This window comes from Sphingomonas sp. DC4900 (assembly GCF_049896485.1).
Taxonomy (GTDB): Bacteria; Pseudomonadota; Alphaproteobacteria; order Sphingomonadales; family Sphingomonadaceae; genus Sphingomonas; species Sphingomonas aquatilis.
Genome location: NZ_JAFCUK010000020.1, coordinates 21,983 through 39,139 on the forward strand (window position 1 = coordinate 21,983; position 17,157 = coordinate 39,139).

Here is a 17,157-nt window from a genome sequence, read left to right on the forward strand (position 1 = left end):
GGCGGCGGCAAGAGGCTGACCTTCAGTCCTCCTGCACCTCGGCGGCCGGCCCGTTCTTCAGGATCGAAGCGATCGCGTTGCGCGCCGAGGCACGGCTCTCATAGCCCTCGGTCCACCAGATCAACTCGTTGTTGAACTTGAACTTGGCGACGAACTCGCCCGCCTTGTTCTTCTCGATCACGAACCTGTGCGCCACGACGACACTCCCGCTGATACGATGCGCAGCGCCATAGCAAAGAAACGGGTGCGCTAGAAGCGCGTCGGCGCGTAGCGCTGCGGATCGACTCCGCTCAGCCAGTCGGGCAGGCTGCGTCCCAGCAACAGGCTCGCCGCCAGCGCGGCCGCGGCGGGCGCGGTCTGGATGCCGAAGCCGCCCTGGCCGGCGCACCAGAAAAAGCCGGGCACGTCGCGATCGAAGCCGTACACCGGCAAACGGTCCGGCGCGAAGCTGCGCAGCCCCGCCCAGCGCCGCTCGACCGCATCGACGCGCCAATCGACGACCCCCTCGAACCGTTCGATCGCGATGGCGACATCCATCTCGTCGGCAGCGGCGTCGCCTGGTTCGACCGGCGTTTCGTCATGCGGGGTCAGCCACAGCCGCCCGCCCACCTCCGGCTTGAAGTAGAAGCGCCCGCCGATGTCCTTGACGTGCGGCATCGCCGGCGGTGCGGCGGGATCGGTGCGCAGCTGCACCATCGTCCGCCGATAGGGTGCGATGCCGATCGGCCGCGCGCCCGCGCGCACCGCCACCGCATCCGCCCACGCCCCCGCCGCATCCACCAAGATGCGGGCCCGATAGGGGCCGGCCGCCGTCTCGATCGTCCATACGCCGTCCGTACGATGAGCCGCGATCAGGCCTGCCCGCGTCACGATCGCGCCGCCCGTCCGCCGGACGATGCCGAGATACGCGAGGTGCAAGGCGGCGACGTCGATATAGGCGCAACTCGGTTCGATCACGCCCAGCGTCCAGTCGGCACGCAGCCCCGGTACAAAATCGCGTGGATCGACCCGCGCCAGCGCGACCGGCGTGTCGGCGAAGGCGGCGAGCAGCGCGTCGATCGCGTCTGCACCCTCGGCGCGCCCGATATGCAGCGACCCCAGCGGCGTCAGCACGTCATGCGCGCGCAAGCCCGCCTCCGACGCGCTGGTCAGCGGCTGGATGCCCGGCCCGCCATAGGTTTCGGACCAGAAGGCCGCCGACCGACCCGTCGCATGGTATCCAGGCTGATCCTCCGCCTCGAGCAGCAGCACGCGGGCATCGCGCCCGATCGCCGCGGCAAGGCTCGCGCCGGCGATCCCTGCACCGATGATGGCGATGTCATGGATCATGCCGCCAGCCGCTTGGCGAGGAAGGCATCGATCAGCCGATAGGCCAGCAGCCGCACCCCATCCGCCTCGCGCAGGATTTCATGCGCCGATTCGGGCCCGAACCGCACCAGCTCGACATCGGGCAGCCGCCCGGCGAGCCGCACTGCGGCGGCGGGATCGACCAGACCGTCTTCGTCGGCGACCAGCATCAGGATCGGCGTCGTCAGCGTGGCGAGCCGCGGATCGGCCTGCAACCGTGCGCCAGATGCGAACGCCTTAGCCACCCATCCCCAGCTCGGCGGTCCCAGCCGCAGCGCCGGATCGCGCGCATACCAATAGGCCTCGTCCGCATAGCGTGCGTGCGAATGCGTCAGCAGCCGCTCGCGATGCCCGGCGGAGGCCGCATCGCCGCGCACCTTCCACGCCGCCCGCGTCGGATCGAGCCGCGCCAGCGCCCGCGCCAGCAGCGCGCCCAGCCGGTTGCCGATCGGCGAACGGATGCCGACCATCGGCGCGACCAGCACCGCAGCATCGGGATCGACCCGCCCCTCGATCAGCGCCCGCAGCACCAGATGCCCACCCATCGAATGGCCGAGCAGCGCCACCGGCGTGTCCGCCTCCGCCCGCCACGTGCGCCAGAAATGGCCGAGGTCCTCGACCCAGGGCGCAAAGCTCGCCGCATGGCCGACGTGGGGATCGGCGCACAGCCGGCCCGACCCGCCCTGCCCGCGCCAGTCGAATGCGGTCACCGACCAGCCGTGATCGTGCAACCACCCCATCGTCTCGACGAATTTCTCGATGATGTCGGCGCGACCGCCCTGCACCAGAATGCGCCCGCGCGGGGCGGGATGCGTCCAGTCGAAGCGGCGATGGCGCCAGCCGTCGGGCGCTACCCATTCGGACAGGCGCGAACCCGGAGGCCAGTCGCGGCGCAGCGCGTCGGGATCGGGGGATAGGGTCGGGCTGGCGGCGGTCATGGCGATGGAGTCATGCAAATCAGGGTCATCGCCATCATGGTTACGGTTTGGCAAGCCATGCCGTCTACCAGTGATCGCGTGATGGGATGGAACGCTTTTGCGATCGTCGGACTCGCCGTGGTCCTGGCCGCACTGCTGCTGGCGGCGGGGATCGAGGATGCGCGCACCCGCGAGATCGCCAATGCCAAGAATGCGGCGATCGCGCTGCTCGCGCCACTATGGTGGTGGGCCCTGGGGTTGGGCTGGACCGACGTCGGCGTGCAACTGCTCGTCGCCGCCATCGTCTTCGGGGTGTTCGTCGGCGCCTTTGCCGCCGGCTGGATGGGCGGCGGCGACGTCAAGATGATCGCCGCCATCTCGCTGTGGCTGCCGCTCGGCAGCCTCGTCGACATGCTGATGGTGATGGCGGTGCTGGGCGGCGCGATCACCGTGCTGATGATGATCGACCAGCGCCGCCGCCGCGCCTTCGGCACGATCGAGGTGCCGTATGGCGTCGCCATCGCGGCCGCCGCGCTGCTGGTGCTGCCGGCCATCCTGCCGATCGACGGTCCTGTACCGGCTGCGGCCCAAGTGGCGCAAACCCGATCTTAACCACTCCGCTGCAATGATTACCGTCGGATCAACCACCGGCGACCTGAAAGGCCCGATGAGACATGGATAGTCGCAAGATCGTTTTGCTGGTGGGCGCGCTGTTCGTGGCCGGCATTACGGCATTCTTCGCTCGCACGCTCATCGCCGGGTCCGCGGCACCGCAGGCGGCTGCCATGGGCACGCCGCCGCCACCGCCGCCCGCCACCGGCCCCGAAGTGCTGGTCGCGACGCGCGCGCTGCCCGTCGGCACCATCCTGGACGCGACCGCGCTGAAGTTTCAGCCCTGGCCCAAGGAACTGGTCGACGGTGCGTATTATCTGAAGCCGACGACGGACATCACCAAGCTGCAGGGCACGGTGGTGCGCAACGCGATCACCGCCGGCCAGCCGCTCACCAAGGGCGCGCTCGTTTCGCCGGGGGATCGCGGCTTCCTGGCCGCAGCGCTCGGCCCCGGCATGCGCGCGGTCACCGTCGCCGTGTCGAATCAGGCCGCGGTGGCGGGCTTCGTCTTTCCGGGCGACCGGATCGACCTGGTCCTGACGCAGACGGTTGCGGGCGGTGGCGACGGTCCGCCGCTGAAGGTGTCCGAAACGATCATGCGCAACGTCCGCGTGCTCGCCACCGACCAGCGCACCGACAATGTCGTCGGCGAGGACGGCAAGACCAAGGTCAGCACCTATTCCACCGTGACGCTGGAGGCGACGCCCAAGATGGCCGAGCAGGTCGCCGTCGCGCGCACGATCGGCGAACTGTCGCTGTCGCTGCGCGCGCTGGCCGACAATCCCAGCGAACTCGAAGAAGCGATCGCCAATGGCGCGGTGAAGGTGCCGGGCGATGCGAAGGACGAAAAGGCGATGATGCTGCGCGTCGCTGCCCAACCGCAAAGCGGCAGCTCCAGCTTCGCCACCGGCGCCGACGTGTCGCGCTACCAGCGCAGCACGGTGCCGAGCGGCAAGGGCAATGGCCCCGCCTCGGTCCAGGGCGTGCCCCTGCCGGGTGCGGGTACGCCGGGTGCGGCAGCGGGAAGCACCGCCGTCGCCATGGGACCCGTCGTGCGCGTCGCGCGCGGCAACAACGTGACCGTCGTTCCGGTCGGGGGGAAGAATTAAGATGCGCACCACCGTATCTGCCGACGCACGCCGGCGCACCGCGCCGCCGCGCACGGCATCGCTCGGACTGGCGCTGGGCCTCGTGCTCGCGGCCGGCACGCTCGGCGGCAGCGCGGATGCGCGCCTGCCCGCCGGCGGCGCCAGCGTGGCCGGATCGTCGATCGTACAGGTCAACACCGGCCGCGGCCGGCTGGTGACGCTGCCGCGCGCGATGAGCGACGTGTTCGTCGCCGACGAAACCATCGCCGATGTGCAGGTCCGCTCGCCGACCCAGCTCTATATCTACGGCAAGAAGACCGGCGAGACGACGATCTCCGCCACCGCAAAGGGCGGCGCGGTCGTCTATGCGACCACGGTTCGCGTCGGTCAGAACCTCGATTCGATCAGCACGATGCTGCGTCTGGCGATGCCCGATGCGCAGCTGACCGCGACGCCGATGAACGGCCTGGTCCTGCTCACCGGCACGGTGGCCGGCCCCGGCGATGCGGCGGAAGCCGAGCGCCTCGTCCAGGCCTATGTCGGCGATACGACCAAGGTCCTCTCGCGCCTGCGCACCGCGACGCCGCTGCAGATCAATTTGCAGGTCCGCGTCGCGGAGGTCAGCCGCAACTTCATCAAGAACGTCGGCGTCAACTGGCAGACCAACGACGCCACCAGCGGCTTCAAGTTCGGCCTCGCGCAGGGCCGCGGCGCCAGCACCAATTTCGCACCCGGCGGGCAGTTGGGCACGGGCTTCACCACCCCCGCCACCGGCGGCAGCCTCATCACCCAGGCCGCGAACAGCGCGACTTTGGGCCTCGCCAGCAAGCTGTTCGGCGTCGACGTGATCGGCGCGCTCGACCTGGGCGAAACGACCGGTCAGGTGACGACGCTCGCCAACCCCAACCTCACCGCTCTGTCGGGTGAGACCGCCACCTTCCTCGCCGGCGGCGAAGTGCCGGTGCCGATTGCGGGCGGCTTCGGCACGACCTCGGTCGAATACAAGCAATATGGCGTCAGCCTGGCCTATACGCCGACGGTGCTGTCGGACGGGCGCATCTCCCTGCGCGTCCGCCCGGAAGTGTCGCAGCTCGATTACGCCAATGCCGTCCAGCTCAACGGCACGCGCGTACCCGGCCTCACCACCCGCCGCGTCGAAACGACGCTGGAACTGGGGTCGGGCCAAAGCATGATGATCGGCGGCCTGCTGCAGAACGGTCACAACAACACGATCCAGAAAACGCCGTTCCTCGGCGACCTGCCGATCATCGGCTCGCTGTTCCGCTCGAACGGCTTCCAGCGCAACGAGACGGAACTGGTCATCATCATCACCCCGTATCTGGTGAAGCCGGTGAACAGCCTGTCGCAGATCGCGATGCCGACCGATGGCTATCGCGCGCCCACCGACGCCGAACGCCTGCTGCTCGGGCAAATATCCGGCACGCCGGGTGGCCCGCGACCGGGACCGGTGATGGTGCCGGGTTCGCCGATGGCGGTGTCGCCGACGATCGGAGCCGCCGCCGCGGTGCCCGTCGGCCGCGCGCCCGTCCCCGCCTCGCCGCGCTCCAGCGCCGATCCGCGCGCGACCGTGCGCAGGGCCGGCGCGGCGCCCGTCCCCGGCTTTTCCAACTGATGGCTTGCTCCAAGGACATGGCTGCGATGACCAAGCGTTCGATCCTCCCTGCCACGCTGCGCGCGACGCTGGCTGCACCGGCCTTGCTGCTCGGCGGCTGCATGGGCACGCAGAATCCGGGGATCACCTCGGTGCATCAGCCCGTCGTCTCCCGGCAGGACTATGCGCTCGACGTCGCCACCGCGGGCGGGCGGCTCGCCCCCAGTGAGGCGCGCCGCCTGTCGGACTGGATGAACACCATGCATCTGGGCTTCGGCGATCGCGTCGGCGTCGATGCCGGTGGCCCGATCCCGGTCGCGGCGCGCGACGAAGTCGCCGCCGTGGTCGCCAGCTATGGCCTGCTGCTGTCGGACGATCACCCCGTCACCGCCGCCCCGGTGACGCCGGGCACGGTCCGCGTCGTGGTCAGCCGCATGCACGCCCGCGTCCCCGGCTGCCCCGACTGGAGCCGCGACGCCTCGCACGAATTCGACGCCAATACCTCGTCGAACTTCGGCTGTGCGGTGAACACCAATCTGGCCGCGATGGTCGCTCGCCCGGGCGATCTGGTGCGCGGCGTCGATCACGATCCGATCAGCGATCCGGTGCTCACCGCCAAGGCGATCGACGCCTATCGCAAGAAACCGGCGACCGGCGCAGGCGCGCTGGAACAGGTCAGCGCCAAGGGGGGCCGTTGATATGAACGCGCCGTGGAAACCGGCCGGCATCGTCAGCCGCGATCCCTTCGCCGCTTATGTGTGCGACGAGGCCAGCGCCGAGGCGCTGCGCCCGATCGCCGGCGACATGGGCTGGTCGATCGACAAGGTCTACAAGGGCGGCCTGCGCAACGCGGTGCAGTCGCTGTCGGTCTCGGCAAGCCCGCAGATCCTGTTCGTCGACCTCGCCGAATCGGGCGATCCGCTCAACGATATCAATGCGCTGGCCGAAGTCTGCGAGCCGGGCACGGTGGTGATCGCCGCGGGTCAGGTGAACGACGTGCGCCTGTATCGCGATCTGATCGCGAGCGGCATCCAGGACTATTTGCTCAAGCCCCTGCAACCCGATGCGCTGCGCGAATCGCTGGGCCACGCCCATGCGATGCTCAACGCGCCCAAGCCGATCGAAGCGAGCCTCGACCGGCCGCATAGCGCGATCGCCGTGATCGGCACGCGTGGCGGCGTCGGTGCGTCGACCATCGCGACCTCGCTCGCCTGGCTGGTCAGCGACAAGGAAAAGCGCACGACCGCGCTGCTCGACCTCGACGTGCATTTCGGCACCGGCGCGCTGACGCTCGACCTCGAGCCCGGCCGCGGCCTCACCGACGCGATCGAAAATCCCAGCCGCATCGACGGCCTGTTCATCGAACGCGCGATGGTGAAGGCCAGCGAAAAGCTCGCGGTCCTCTCCGCCGAAGCACCGATCAACACGCCGCTGATGACCGACGGCACCGCCTTCCTCCAGTTGCAGGAGGAAATGCGCGCCGCGTTCGAGGCGACCGTGGTCGATCTGCCGCGCAGCATGCTGATCCTCTACCCGCACCTGATCCGCGACACGCAGTCGATGGTCGTGGTGACCGAGCTGACGCTTGCCGCCGCGCGCGACACGATCCGGCTGCTGTCCTGGCTGAAGGCCAACGCGCCGCAGACACAGGTGACCGTGGTCGCCAATCGCGTCCACGCCGCCGGCCAGCTCGAAATCAGCCGCAAGGATTTCGAAGGGTCGATCGAACGCAAGATCGATTTTCTGATCCCGTTCGACCAGAAGCTCGCGGCGCAGGCGGCCAAGCTCGGCAAGCCGCTGGCCGAAGCCGGCAAGAATTCGCGGACGATCGCGCCGATCATCGCGCTGACCCGCCATGTGCTCAACGCCGCCGACGACATGGTCGTGGGCGACGATGACGGCGGCACCGGCAAGCCCAAGAGCAAGTCCTTGCTCGGCGGCATGTCGGCGATGCTGTCGAAGCGCAGCAAGAAATAACGTCGGGCAAGGGCGCCGCGATGGATCTGTTCTCCCTTCTGATGCTGGGTCTCGGCGCGACGATCTCGCTGGGCATGGTGCTGTTCGTGTTCGCCGGCCCCTCGCCGCAGCGCGCACAGACGCGGCGCATCGCCGCGATGCGCGAACGGCACGGCGACAGCGGCGTCGTCGCCGATGCGCAGATGCGGCGGATCGCGGCGGGGCGCGAACAGACGCGGTCCGACATCGCCTTCGGCCGCCTGCTGCCCAACCCCGAACAACTCGCCAAGCGACTGGCGATGACCGGTCATGACTGGACGGTCGGCCAATATGGCATGGTCAGCGCCGGGCTGGTCGCCGTCATGACCGGCCTGCTGTGGCTGAAGGGCGCGCCATTGCTGCTCGCACTCCTGTTCGGCCTCGCGGTCGGCGCAGGCATACCGCATTGGCTCGTCGGCCAGTTCATCAAGCGCCGAATCGCCAAATTCACCGCCAAATTCCCTGACGCGATCGAATTGCTCGTCCGCGGCCTACGCTCCGGCTTACCCGTCAGCGAGACGATTCAGGTCGTCGGCAACGAAGTGGAAGGCCCTGTCGGCGAGGAATTCCGCATGGTCGCCGACAAGATGAAGATCGGCAAGTCGATGGACGCGGCGTTGCAGGACACCGCCGATCGGCTCGGCACGCCTGAATTTCAGTTCTTCGTCATCACCATCGCGATCCAGCGCGAAACCGGCGGCAACCTCGCCGAAACGCTTGCCAACCTCGCGACGGTGCTGCGCCAGCGTGGTCAGATGAAGCTCAAGATCCGGGCGATGTCGTCGGAATCGAAAGCGTCGGCCTATATCGTCGGCTCGCTGCCCTTCATCGTCTTCACGATGATCTGGTTCATCAACACGAGCTATATGCAGAATTTCTTCGTCGACCCGCGTCTCATCATCACCGGCCTCGGCGGCCTGCTGTGGATGGGCATCGGCGTATTCATCATGGCCAAGATGGTCAGCTTCGAAATCTGACGGCGGGAACGGGTAGAGACATGCAGGCTTCCGGTCCGACACTGATGGGTATCGACGTGCTGTGGGTCGCGACGATCCTGTCGGGCGTCGCCGCCTTCGCGGTGATGATCGCGATCTACGCGGCGACGACGGTCAGCGACCCGATGAGCAAGCGCGTCAAGTCACTGAACGACCGGCGCGAACAGCTGAAGGCCGGCATCACCGCCTCTACCAAGCGGCGCGCCAAGCTGATCCAGCGCAACGACACCACCGACCTGATGCGCACGATGCTGTCGTCGCTGAAGGTGCTGCAGGACAGCCAGGTCAAGGAAGCGCAGCTCAAGCTGATGCGCGCCGGCATCCGGTCGAAGGATTGGGCGGTCGGCGTCATCTTCGGGCGGATGGTGTTGCCGATCGTGTTCGGCGGGATCATGGCGTTCATCGTCTACGGCACCTCGACCTTCGACGATTGGTCCGCGTTGAAGCGCTATGCTTTGGTCGCGGGGACGCTGGTGCTGTCGTACAAGGCGCCCGACATCTATCTCAAGAACGCCATCACCAAGCGCACCGATGCGATCCGCAAGGGGCTGCCCGATGCGCTCGATCTGCTGGTGATCTGCGCCGAAGCCGGCCTGACGGTCGACGCCGCCTTCCATCGCGTCGCGAAGGAACTGGGCCGCGCATATCCCGAATTGGGCGACGAATTCACCCTGACCGCGATCGAACTGGGCTTCCTCACCGAACGGCGTCAGGCGTTCGAAAATCTGGCCACGCGCGTCGAACTCGATGCCATCAAGGGCGTGGTCACGACGATGATCCAGACCGAGAAATACGGCACGCCGCTCGCGTCGGCCTTGCGCGTCCTGTCGGCGGAATTCCGCAACGAACGCATGATGCGCGCCGAGGAAAAGGCCGCGCGCCTGCCCGCGATCATGACGATCCCGCTGATCCTGTTCATCCTGCCGACGCTGTTCATCGTCATCCTCGGCCCGGCGGCCTGTTCGATCAACGACGCCTTCTGACGGGTGGGTGGGGTTCGAGGGCTTACCCCTCGAACCGCCATCCCACCGTATCGCCGGCCAGGAACGGCACGACCGACGTCTCGCCCTCGCCGATCCGCTCGGGCACCGTCACCGTCTCGCGCACCAGCGTCACCGTGCCCTCGTTCAGCGGCAGGTCGTAGAAGCGCGGGCCATGTTCCGACGCGAAGCCCTCGAACCGGTCGATCGCCCCATCCTCGTCAAAGGCTTGCAGATACGCCTCGAGCGCAAAGGGTGCGTTGAAGATCCCCGCGCAACCGCAGCTCGACTCTTTTGCGCCGACGACGTGCGGCGCGCTGTCAGTCCCAAGGAAGAATCGAGGACTGCCCGACGTCGCCGCGCGCCTTACGGCCAGCCGATGCGCCTCGCGCTTCAGCACCGGCAGGCAATAGGCATGGGGACGCAGACCGCCATCGAACATCGCGTTGCGGTTGATCAGGATATGCTGCGGCGTAATCGTCGCCGCGATCGGATGATCGACCTCACCGACAAAGGCAGCCGCTTCCGCAGTCGTGATGTGCTCCAGCACGATCTTCAACGCCGGATAGTCGCGGATCAGCGGCATCAGCACGCGCTCGATGAACACCGCCTCGCGATCGAAGATATCGACCGACTTGTCCGTCACCTCGCCATGAATCAGCAGCGGCATACCGATCCGCTGCATCGTCTCCAGCACATCGGTCAGCGCCCGGATATCGGTGACGCCATGCGCCGAATTGGTCGTCGCATGGGCCGGGTACAATTTGCAGGCGGTGAAGACGCCAGCCGCATGTCCCGCCGCAATCTCCGCAGCCTCGATACCGTCGGTCAGATAGCAGGTCATCAGCGGCGTGAAGCCGCCACCGCCGCCGACCGCTGCCAGGATCCGCTGCCGATAGGCCTCCGCTGCCGCAACGCTCGTCACCGGCGGGGTCAGGTTCGGCATCACGATCGCCCGGCCGAATTGCCGCGCGGTATGCCGTGCGACCTGCGTCAGCATCGCGCCATCGCGCAGGTGAACGTGCCAGTCGTCGGGGCGGCGGATGGTCAGGCGATCGGTCATGCGCCCTCCTATCGCCGTCGGCGCCGTGTCGCCACCTTGGAAAATGGCGGCGACAGCCTAGGTGCAGTGGCATGAACGCCACCACGCTCACCGATCGCGCCGTCATCCGCCTGTCCGGAGAGGATGTGCGCAACTTCCTACAGGGCCTCGTCACCAACGACGTCGCCGGCGCCCTGCCGGTCTGGGCAGCGCTGCTGACGCCGCAGGGCAAGGCGCTGTTCGATTTTCTCGTCTGGACCGACGGCGACGACCTGCTCCTCGATGCCGAAGCGACCCAGGCGGACGCGCTCGTCCGACGGCTGACGCTCTATCGTCTGCGCCGGGCGATCCGGATTGCGATCGACACGGGGCTGGCGGTGCATTGGTCGCGCGATGGGATGGAAGGGGTCGCCGACCCCCGCCTGCCCGCGCTCGGTCAGCGCTGGATCGCGCCCCCCTCGCAACCCGTCGACGGGTGGCAGGCCCACCGCCTGTCGCTCGGCGTGACCGAAGGGGTCGGCGAACTCGGCAATGGCGAAACGCTCTGGCTCGAATGCAATGCGCGCGAACTCAACGGCGTCAGCTTCACCAAGGGCTGCTATATCGGCCAGGAAAACACCGCGCGCATGCATCACCGGGCCAAGGTCAACCGGCGCCTGGTCGTCGCGCCGTTGGCGGAGCCGGGCGATCGCACGCGAGCGACATACCCCGACCTCGGCTTCATGATCGAACACCGCCGGGTCGAGGCCCTCGGCGATGCGCTGATCCCCGACTGGCTCGCCCCGGCGCTCGCCTGACGCTCAGCGCCCGACGGCGGTATAGGCGAAGCCGGCGGCTTCCACCTCTTCGCGGCGGTAGACGTTGCGCAGGTCAACGAGCACCGGCGCGGTCATCAGCGTCTTGAGCCGCGTCAGGTCGAGCGCGCGGAAGGCGTCCCATTCGGTGACGATCACCACCGCATCGGCACCCTCGGCCGCGTCATAGGCATCGGTGCAATAGGTGAGGTCGGGCATCATCCGCCGCGCCGGCTCGACGCCCTCGGGATCATAAGCCCGCACCGTCACGCCCTCGTCGAGCAGCGCCTGCGCGATCGCAATCGACGGCGCATCGCGCATGTCGTCGGTGTTGGGCTTGAAGGTGAGGCCGAGCAGCGCGACCGTCTTGCCCTTGGGTGCATCGCCCAGCGCGTGCAGCACCTTGCGGCCCATCGCGCGCTTGCGGCTGTCGTTCACCTTCACCACCGCCTCGACGATGTGGATCGGGCTTTCGAAATCCTCGGCGGTCTTGAGCAGCGCGAGCGTGTCCTTGGGGAAGCACGATCCGCCATAGCCCGGGCCGGCATGCAGGAATTTCTTGCCGATGCGGTTGTCGAGCCCGATGCCGCGGCTGACATCCTGCACGTCCGCCCCTACCGCTTCGCACAGGTCGGCGATCTCGTTGATGAAGGTGATCTTGGTCGCGAGGAAGGCGTTGGCGGCATATTTGATCAGCTCGCTGGTGCGGCGGCTGACGAACAGGATCGGTGATTCGTTGAGGTAGAGCGGGCGGTACACGCCGCGCATCACCCGCTGCGCGCCCTCGTCATCGGTGCCGATGACGATGCGGTCGGGACGCTTGAAGTCGCCGATCGCGGCGCCTTCGCGCAGGAATTCGGGGTTGGAGACGACCTGGACATCGACCTCGGGGCGCTTCTCCCGCAGGATCGCCTCCACCTTGTCGCCGGTGCCGACGGGGACGGTCGACTTGGTGACGACGACGGTCGGGCCGGTCACCGCCGCAGCGATCTCTTCGGTTGCGGCAAAGACGTAGCTGAGGTCGGCATGGCCATCGCCGCGGCGCGAGGGTGTGCCCACCGCGATGAAGATCGCATCGGCGCCCGCCACGGACGAGGCCAGATCGGTGGTGAAGGTCAGCCGCCCCGCCGCCACGTTGCTCGCGACCAGCGTATCGAGACCCGGCTCGTAGATCGGCATCCGCCCCGCCTTCAGCGCGGCGATCTTGCCCTCGTCCTTGTCGACGCAGATCACCTCATGCCCGAAATCGGCAAAGCAGGCACCCGACACCAGGCCGACATAGCCCGAACCGATCATCGTAATGCGCATCGATACCTCGTCGTGGAGGGGTGATCCCCGGTCACGCGCTCTCTAGCGAAACAGGGCGCGATTGCCACCCTCCCAACCGGAAGGGCAGGGAAACGCCTCATCGTCAGCACATTACGACACGAGAGTGGATCGTACGAAGCGAACATCATGATCGATCCGCGTGCGCTTGACGGTAATTACCGAACCCAAACGAAAAGGGAGGCCGGCTTGCGCCGACCTCCCCGATCGTATCCCAACGGTGGGACTGGTCTTACTGACCAGCGCCCGGGCCGTAGGTGATTTCGACGCGACGGTTCTGCACTTCGCGAACGCCATCGGCGGTCTGAACGCGCAGACGTGTTTCGCCGAACGCTTCGGTCGAAATCTGCGTGGCCGGGACGGCGTGCGAAGTCATGTACGCCTTCACCGAGTCGGCGCGGCGCTGCGACAGACCCAGGTTGTACTTCGGCGTACCCGACGTGTCGGTGTAACCCGCAACCATGACCTGCGCGTTGTTGCAGTTCTGGTACTGGCTGACCGCGTTGTCGAGGATCGACGCTGCTTCCGGCGTGATGTCCGACTTGTTCCATTCGAAGAACACGATGAACGGACCAGGCGAGCAGACCGGCGCTTCGACCGGCGGCGGCGGCGGAGCAGGAGTCGGCTCCGGAGCAGGCGGCGGCGGCGGCGGCGGCGGCGGGGTCGGCGAACCGAAGTTGTAGGTGATGCCGCCCAGGATGCTGTGCGAACGGAAGCGACCGTCGAACGTGCGGTTAGTCACGTCGACCAGCTTGACGTTGTCGGCGTTGAAGAAGCGATACTTCAGCGTCGCGTCGATGTGGTCGGTCAGCGGAGCGCGAACGCCCGCCAGGCCCTGCCATGCGAACACGGTGTCCGAATCATCGACGAAGTTACCGCGGGTGTTCAGCTGGTAGTTCGCCTTGACGCGAGCAACACCGACACCACCGCCGACGAAGCCCTGGATGCCGTCGTCGTCACCGAAGTCGAGCAGGCCGTTCAGCATGAAGCTGAGCGCCGAGGTGCGGCCGCCAGCATAGCTGTACGAACCGGCCGGAACGTTCACGAGCGCACCCGTCGACGTGTACGCCGGGGTGGTCAGCGTCGAGGTGTAGCCATCGACGGTCGCGCTGCGATAGCCGACTTCGGTTTCGACGCGGAACCCGCCGAAATCGTAGCCGATCACGCCATCGACGTCATAGCCATAGTTGTGATCGACGGTGGCCGCATTGCGCGACGCGCCGATGTCATAGTTGATGTCTTCGACGATCATCGCACCGCCTTCGACGCCGACGTACCACGACTTGTCGCGGGCGAGGGCGGGAGTGGCGAGTGCGGTGGAGGCCAGTGCCAGAACGACGGCAAGCTTCCGCATAGAAGTCCCCTTTCTTGAGTGTCACTACGGACAGCGCAAACTCACTATCGGAGGGTTGGTTTCCACGCAAGCCGACAAAAGGTTGGAACTGTTGCGCCAATGTCACAGGTCAGCCGGTGCCGATCAGACCATGGCTGCGCAGCGCGGCAAGGATCGCGACCAGCGTGGAGCGCGCGACGTCGTCGATCATGCCTCCGCCCTGCGGGTCTGCGATCGCGCCCTTGCGGCTGCCGACGACCTGCTGCCCGCCCACCGTCAGGCGCGCCCCGCGGACGTCACTTTCTTGCCACAGCCCTCCTCGATAAGCGATTGGTATCGCTTGCGAAACATCCCACACGACGAGAGCCTCCCGCGGGTCGACGAAGCGCCATCCCCCCTCGCTCCATCCCGCCAGTCGATTGGCCTGGCCCGCCCATGCCCCGGTCGGATTGCCGCCAACGACCCAGCATTGCCCAACGCCGGGCGTCGTCGGCGGAACCGACAGGCCGACCGCCTGCACCACCGGATGCAACAGCATATCGATCCGCGTCAGCGCCTCATTATGCGTCAGCTCCTTGTCCGCCTGCCCCGCCGCCAGCAGCGGCAGGGCGAATCGCGACGTCGTCAGACTGTTCATCGATTAAGCTCCCAGATCGGAAAATGTCACGTGCCCCGGCGGCGAGATCGCGAGCGTTCCCTGTTGCACGACGGTGACGACGGCACCGGCATCGCCTGCCTCGATCGACAGCGTTGGCGCCGTCGTCTCGACGCTGCGCACGCCGCCATCCGGCCTCGCGATCGTCACGCGATAGCGTTCGCTCTCTTCCCCCACGGCCGCGTCGAGCCCATCGCGCCAGGTCCATCCCGCGCGACTGCGCCGGATCCAGCCCAGCCGCCGCCCGCCCGCCGCATCGCGCTGCAGCCCCAGATGCACCGGCGATGGCGGCGCCACGGACGCGCCGGTCACGATCACCGCGGCACCGGCCGGCGCGCCGGCATCGCCCACCCCGCTGGCCATCAACCGCACGCGTCGCCCGATCGCCGTCACCGGCAGATCGATCGACGCCACCGCATCGCGTTCGATCAGCGCGAAGCGATCGCCCGGCCGCTGCGTGCCGATCGCCGCCTCGGTTCCCCGCACGCCCCGTCGCAGCCCGATCAACGCCCAGCGCCCCGCACCCAGCGGCTCGGCAATTGCGAACCGGATCAGCTCGTCACCGACCAGCGCCAGATTGCCGCCCTGCGCCAGCCGCGTCGCGTCGGCATCGCCGAGCACCATGTCCGCCCGCCTCAGCTGCACGATCAGCCGGCTGCGCGAATCGATCAGCCAGGGAGACGCTACCTCCGGCACCCCCTCGATCACCCCGATCGTCGCCGGCGCCGCCGTCCCGCCCGCGCCCGTCCAGCTGGCGCCATCGTCGAGGCTGTAGAGCAGCGCCGCCTGTCGCCACCCCGCCCCCTCACCACAGGCCAGAACCGACACCCGCGGCTGGCTCAGCGGCGGATCCTCCAGCCCCGGCCATTCCGCGGCGACCAGCAGCGTCCGGCCGATGCGCACGTCCGCCGCCGCCGCGACCGTCCCGCTGCTCGCCCGCATCGGCAACGCGGCCGGCGCGAGCGGCACCAGGTCCAGCGTCGTCGCCAGCCCCACCATAGCGGCCTGCGCCACGCGCCACCGCCCCGCCTCTCCGGCGATCGTCACGATCGCACCCGGCGCAATCCCCAGCCCTTCGCGACCCAGCGTCACCCGTCGCCGCGTCCGCTCGCTTTCGCCCCGCGCCAGCAGCGCCGCCGCCACGCGCTTCGCTTCACTCGCGGCCAGCACCACCGGCAGATCGACGCGATCGACCGTCTGGCCCGCCCCCGGCCGCCGCACGCGCTGCACGCCGATCTGATAGTCCCGCGCCGGGTCATGATGCGCCACCGCCACCTCGCGCACGGTTCCGCCCGCCGCCGCGACGCTGCGCCTGCGTTCCTTGCCGGTATCGGCGATCGCCACCGCCGCCCCGCCGGCATCGCTCCGCACCAGCGTCGCGCCCTCCGCCCGCCACCAGCCGCCATCGATCGTCGTCAGCGTGTCCAGCACGCCGCGCACGCTCGCGCCCGACGCCGCAAAGCCGCCCAGCATCACCCCGTCCGCGCCGCGCACCTCGGGCGCCAGCGCTGCCGCGACCGCCCCGCTCGCCACCGGCGCCGCGTCGGCCTCCACCTCGAAGGTCAGCGAGGGGATGCGGTTACCGTAATCCGCCAGTTGCATCCCCTCGAACACCGCATAGGCGATGCCACGATACGCCGGCACCGCCCCCAGGGCCGAAGCGATCAGCGGATCGGCCGCCTGATCCTCGCCACCCGTATGCAGCCGAAACCCCGTCACGCTCTTCCAGTCGCCCGCCGCCCCGCGCAGCAGCTTGCCCTCCGCCCAGATCCGCCGGACGCTGCGGATCGGCCGCGCCGACAGCGCCACGGCGAAGGACACGCTATAACTATAGGTGTTGGTCCCCGGCTGGCCCTTGCCGCCGCGGCTGGTGGTGCGCGTCTCGATCAGGTCGGTCGACCAGATCACCGTCCCCGCCACCCGGATCGTGCCGAACAATTTGGGGATCGGCGTGCCATAGCTCGACGTCTGCACCGACAGGTCGCTCAGCCGCGGCCCCTCGCGCGCCGCCCCGCGGAACAATCGCCCGTCGATCGCCTGCCCCGCCAGCGCACCCAGCGCACCCCCGATCGGTCCGCCGATCGCCCGCCCGACCGTCGTCAGCACCAGCGTCGCCATCCGCCCCTCCCCTGATATAGCGCCACGCCCCGATCAGCGGCCAGTCCGCCGCCCCCGGTCGCTCGACCACGCAGCGCAATCCCGCATCGGCATGGACGAAACCCGCCGCCGTCTTCACCGCGCCGTGAATCTGCCCCGGCCCCACCGCGAACAGCAGCGCATCGCCCGCTCGCCGTCCGTCGCCCCGCGCCAGCACCGCATCGAAGCCCGCCGCCACCACCGCCGGATCGCCGCCGCGCAACGGATAGCCGCTCGGCACCTCCCCCTCCCAGCCGGCACCCCGCAGCGCCGCCGCAATCACCCCAATGCAATCGAGCCCATACAAAGCATCCCGCCCGTGCAA

Annotated in this window: 16 protein-coding genes; 8 read left to right on the forward strand and 8 right to left on the reverse strand. The window is 68.3% G+C overall.

What is annotated here, in order from left to right; genetic code table 11:
- Window positions 1-22: 22 nt before the first annotated feature.
- The 3 genes from ACP690_RS16620 to ACP690_RS16630 are packed head-to-tail and all read right to left on the reverse strand — an operon-like array spanning window position 23 to window position 2,285.
- Entirely contained in the window at window positions 23-196 is a 174-nt protein-coding gene (locus tag ACP690_RS16620) for a YegP family protein (RefSeq protein ID WP_116460512.1), read from the reverse strand.
- A 53-nt stretch (window positions 197-249) separates the two neighbouring features.
- Window positions 250-1,329 carry an NAD(P)/FAD-dependent oxidoreductase gene (locus ACP690_RS16625; RefSeq protein ID WP_426261716.1) on the reverse strand — a complete coding sequence of 360 codons (1,080 nt, stop codon included), beginning with the start codon at window positions 1,327-1,329 and terminating at the stop codon, window positions 250-252.
- Window positions 1,326-2,285, reverse strand: a complete 960-nt coding sequence (locus tag ACP690_RS16630; protein WP_426261715.1) for an alpha/beta fold hydrolase — start codon at window positions 2,283-2,285, stop codon at window positions 1,326-1,328. Before ACP690_RS16630 ends, ACP690_RS16625 begins: the two co-directional genes overlap by 4 nt.
- Window positions 2,286-2,366: 81 nt before the next feature.
- On the opposite strand from ACP690_RS16630, the gene ACP690_RS16635 reads away from it, so the two are divergent.
- The 7 genes from ACP690_RS16635 (at window position 2,367) to ACP690_RS16665 (ending at window position 9,549) form a co-directional block, all read left to right on the forward strand.
- Window positions 2,367-2,876 (forward strand): A24 family peptidase, encoded by a 510-nt coding sequence (locus ACP690_RS16635; protein WP_017980049.1) that lies wholly within the window; start codon window positions 2,367-2,369, stop codon window positions 2,874-2,876.
- Between the two features lie 62 nt (window positions 2,877-2,938).
- The gene (gene cpaB / locus ACP690_RS16640; protein WP_426261714.1) at window positions 2,939-3,985 is read left to right on the forward strand and encodes a Flp pilus assembly protein CpaB; all 1,047 of its coding nucleotides are present in this window, start codon (window positions 2,939-2,941) and stop codon (window positions 3,983-3,985) included.
- A 1-nt stretch (window position 3,986) separates the two neighbouring features.
- Complete coding sequence (locus tag ACP690_RS16645; protein ID WP_426261713.1) at window positions 3,987-5,597, forward strand: pilus assembly protein N-terminal domain-containing protein; 1,611 nt, start codon at window positions 3,987-3,989, stop codon at window positions 5,595-5,597.
- 17 nt (window positions 5,598-5,614) lie between these two features.
- The gene (locus ACP690_RS16650) at window positions 5,615-6,274 is read left to right on the forward strand and encodes a CpaD family pilus assembly protein (RefSeq protein ID WP_063686443.1); all 660 of its coding nucleotides are present in this window, start codon (window positions 5,615-5,617) and stop codon (window positions 6,272-6,274) included.
- Between the two features lies 1 nt (window position 6,275).
- Complete coding sequence (locus ACP690_RS16655) at window positions 6,276-7,553, forward strand: Flp pilus assembly protein ATPase CpaE (protein WP_017980053.1); 1,278 nt, start codon at window positions 6,276-6,278, stop codon at window positions 7,551-7,553.
- Window positions 7,554-7,573: 20 nt separating this feature from the next.
- The gene (locus ACP690_RS16660) at window positions 7,574-8,548 is read left to right on the forward strand and encodes a type II secretion system F family protein (protein WP_147036917.1); all 975 of its coding nucleotides are present in this window, start codon (window positions 7,574-7,576) and stop codon (window positions 8,546-8,548) included.
- Window positions 8,549-8,568: 20 nt separating this feature from the next.
- Entirely contained in the window at window positions 8,569-9,549 is a 981-nt protein-coding gene (locus ACP690_RS16665) for a type II secretion system F family protein (RefSeq protein WP_024310354.1), read from the forward strand.
- A gap of 22 nt (window positions 9,550-9,571) precedes the next feature.
- Here the strand turns inward: ACP690_RS16665 and pyrC are convergent, their stop codons facing one another.
- Window positions 9,572-10,609 (reverse strand): dihydroorotase, encoded by a 1,038-nt coding sequence (pyrC, locus tag ACP690_RS16670; protein ID WP_426261712.1) that lies wholly within the window; start codon window positions 10,607-10,609, stop codon window positions 9,572-9,574.
- Between the two features lie 71 nt (window positions 10,610-10,680).
- Here pyrC and ACP690_RS16675 point away from each other — a divergent pair, with 71 nt between their 5' ends.
- Entirely contained in the window at window positions 10,681-11,385 is a 705-nt protein-coding gene (locus ACP690_RS16675; RefSeq protein ID WP_426261711.1) for a YgfZ/GcvT domain-containing protein, read from the forward strand.
- A 3-nt stretch (window positions 11,386-11,388) separates the two neighbouring features.
- On the opposite strand, the gene ACP690_RS16680 is transcribed toward ACP690_RS16675, so the two are convergent.
- The 4 genes from ACP690_RS16680 to ACP690_RS16695 all read right to left on the reverse strand — a co-directional run bounded on the left by ACP690_RS16680 (window position 11,389) and on the right by ACP690_RS16695 (window position 16,814).
- Window positions 11,389-12,690, reverse strand: coding sequence for a UDP-glucose dehydrogenase family protein (locus ACP690_RS16680; RefSeq protein ID WP_426261710.1), 1,302 nt, complete (start codon window positions 12,688-12,690; stop codon window positions 11,389-11,391).
- Window positions 12,691-12,940: 250 nt separating this feature from the next.
- Complete coding sequence (locus ACP690_RS16685) at window positions 12,941-14,062, reverse strand: OmpA family protein (RefSeq protein WP_017980059.1); 1,122 nt, start codon at window positions 14,060-14,062, stop codon at window positions 12,941-12,943.
- Between the two features lie 109 nt (window positions 14,063-14,171).
- Entirely contained in the window at window positions 14,172-14,678 is a 507-nt protein-coding gene (locus tag ACP690_RS16690; RefSeq protein ID WP_426261709.1) for a DUF2793 domain-containing protein, read from the reverse strand.
- Window positions 14,679-14,681: 3 nt separating this feature from the next.
- A complete protein-coding gene (locus tag ACP690_RS16695; protein ID WP_426261708.1) occupies window positions 14,682-16,814 on the reverse strand; it encodes a phage tail baseplate protein in 2,133 nt (710 codons plus the stop codon).
- Window positions 16,815-17,157 lie beyond the last annotated feature (343 nt).

What these genes read in the sequence shown, in the direction of transcription:
- pyrC (WP_426261712.1), bottom strand. Translation starts at nt 10,609, where the DNA reads ATGACCGATCGCCTGACCATCCGCCGCCCCGACGACTGGCACGTTCAC.
- ACP690_RS16625 (WP_426261716.1), bottom strand. Translation starts at nt 1,329, where the DNA reads ATGATCCATGACATCGCCATCATCGGTGCAGGGATCGCCGGCGCGAGC.
- ACP690_RS16635 (WP_017980049.1), top strand. Translation starts at nt 2,367, where the DNA reads ATGGGATGGAACGCTTTTGCGATCGTCGGACTCGCCGTGGTCCTGGCC.
- ACP690_RS16650 (WP_063686443.1), top strand. Translation starts at nt 5,615, where the DNA reads ATGGCTGCGATGACCAAGCGTTCGATCCTCCCTGCCACGCTGCGCGCG.
- ACP690_RS16630 (WP_426261715.1), bottom strand. Translation starts at nt 2,285, where the DNA reads ATGACCGCCGCCAGCCCGACCCTATCCCCCGATCCCGACGCGCTGCGC.
- ACP690_RS16645 (WP_426261713.1), top strand. Translation starts at nt 3,987, where the DNA reads ATGCGCACCACCGTATCTGCCGACGCACGCCGGCGCACCGCGCCGCCG.
- cpaB (WP_426261714.1), top strand. Translation starts at nt 2,939, where the DNA reads ATGGATAGTCGCAAGATCGTTTTGCTGGTGGGCGCGCTGTTCGTGGCC.
- ACP690_RS16695 (WP_426261708.1), bottom strand. Translation starts at nt 16,814, where the DNA reads ATGGCGACGCTGGTGCTGACGACGGTCGGGCGGGCGATCGGCGGACCG.
- ACP690_RS16690 (WP_426261709.1), bottom strand. Translation starts at nt 14,678, where the DNA reads ATGAACAGTCTGACGACGTCGCGATTCGCCCTGCCGCTGCTGGCGGCG.
- ACP690_RS16655 (WP_017980053.1), top strand. Translation starts at nt 6,276, where the DNA reads ATGAACGCGCCGTGGAAACCGGCCGGCATCGTCAGCCGCGATCCCTTC.
- ACP690_RS16675 (WP_426261711.1), top strand. Translation starts at nt 10,681, where the DNA reads ATGAACGCCACCACGCTCACCGATCGCGCCGTCATCCGCCTGTCCGGA.
- ACP690_RS16680 (WP_426261710.1), bottom strand. Translation starts at nt 12,690, where the DNA reads ATGCGCATTACGATGATCGGTTCGGGCTATGTCGGCCTGGTGTCGGGT.
- ACP690_RS16685 (WP_017980059.1), bottom strand. Translation starts at nt 14,062, where the DNA reads ATGCGGAAGCTTGCCGTCGTTCTGGCACTGGCCTCCACCGCACTCGCC.
- ACP690_RS16665 (WP_024310354.1), top strand. Translation starts at nt 8,569, where the DNA reads ATGCAGGCTTCCGGTCCGACACTGATGGGTATCGACGTGCTGTGGGTC.
- ACP690_RS16660 (WP_147036917.1), top strand. Translation starts at nt 7,574, where the DNA reads ATGGATCTGTTCTCCCTTCTGATGCTGGGTCTCGGCGCGACGATCTCG.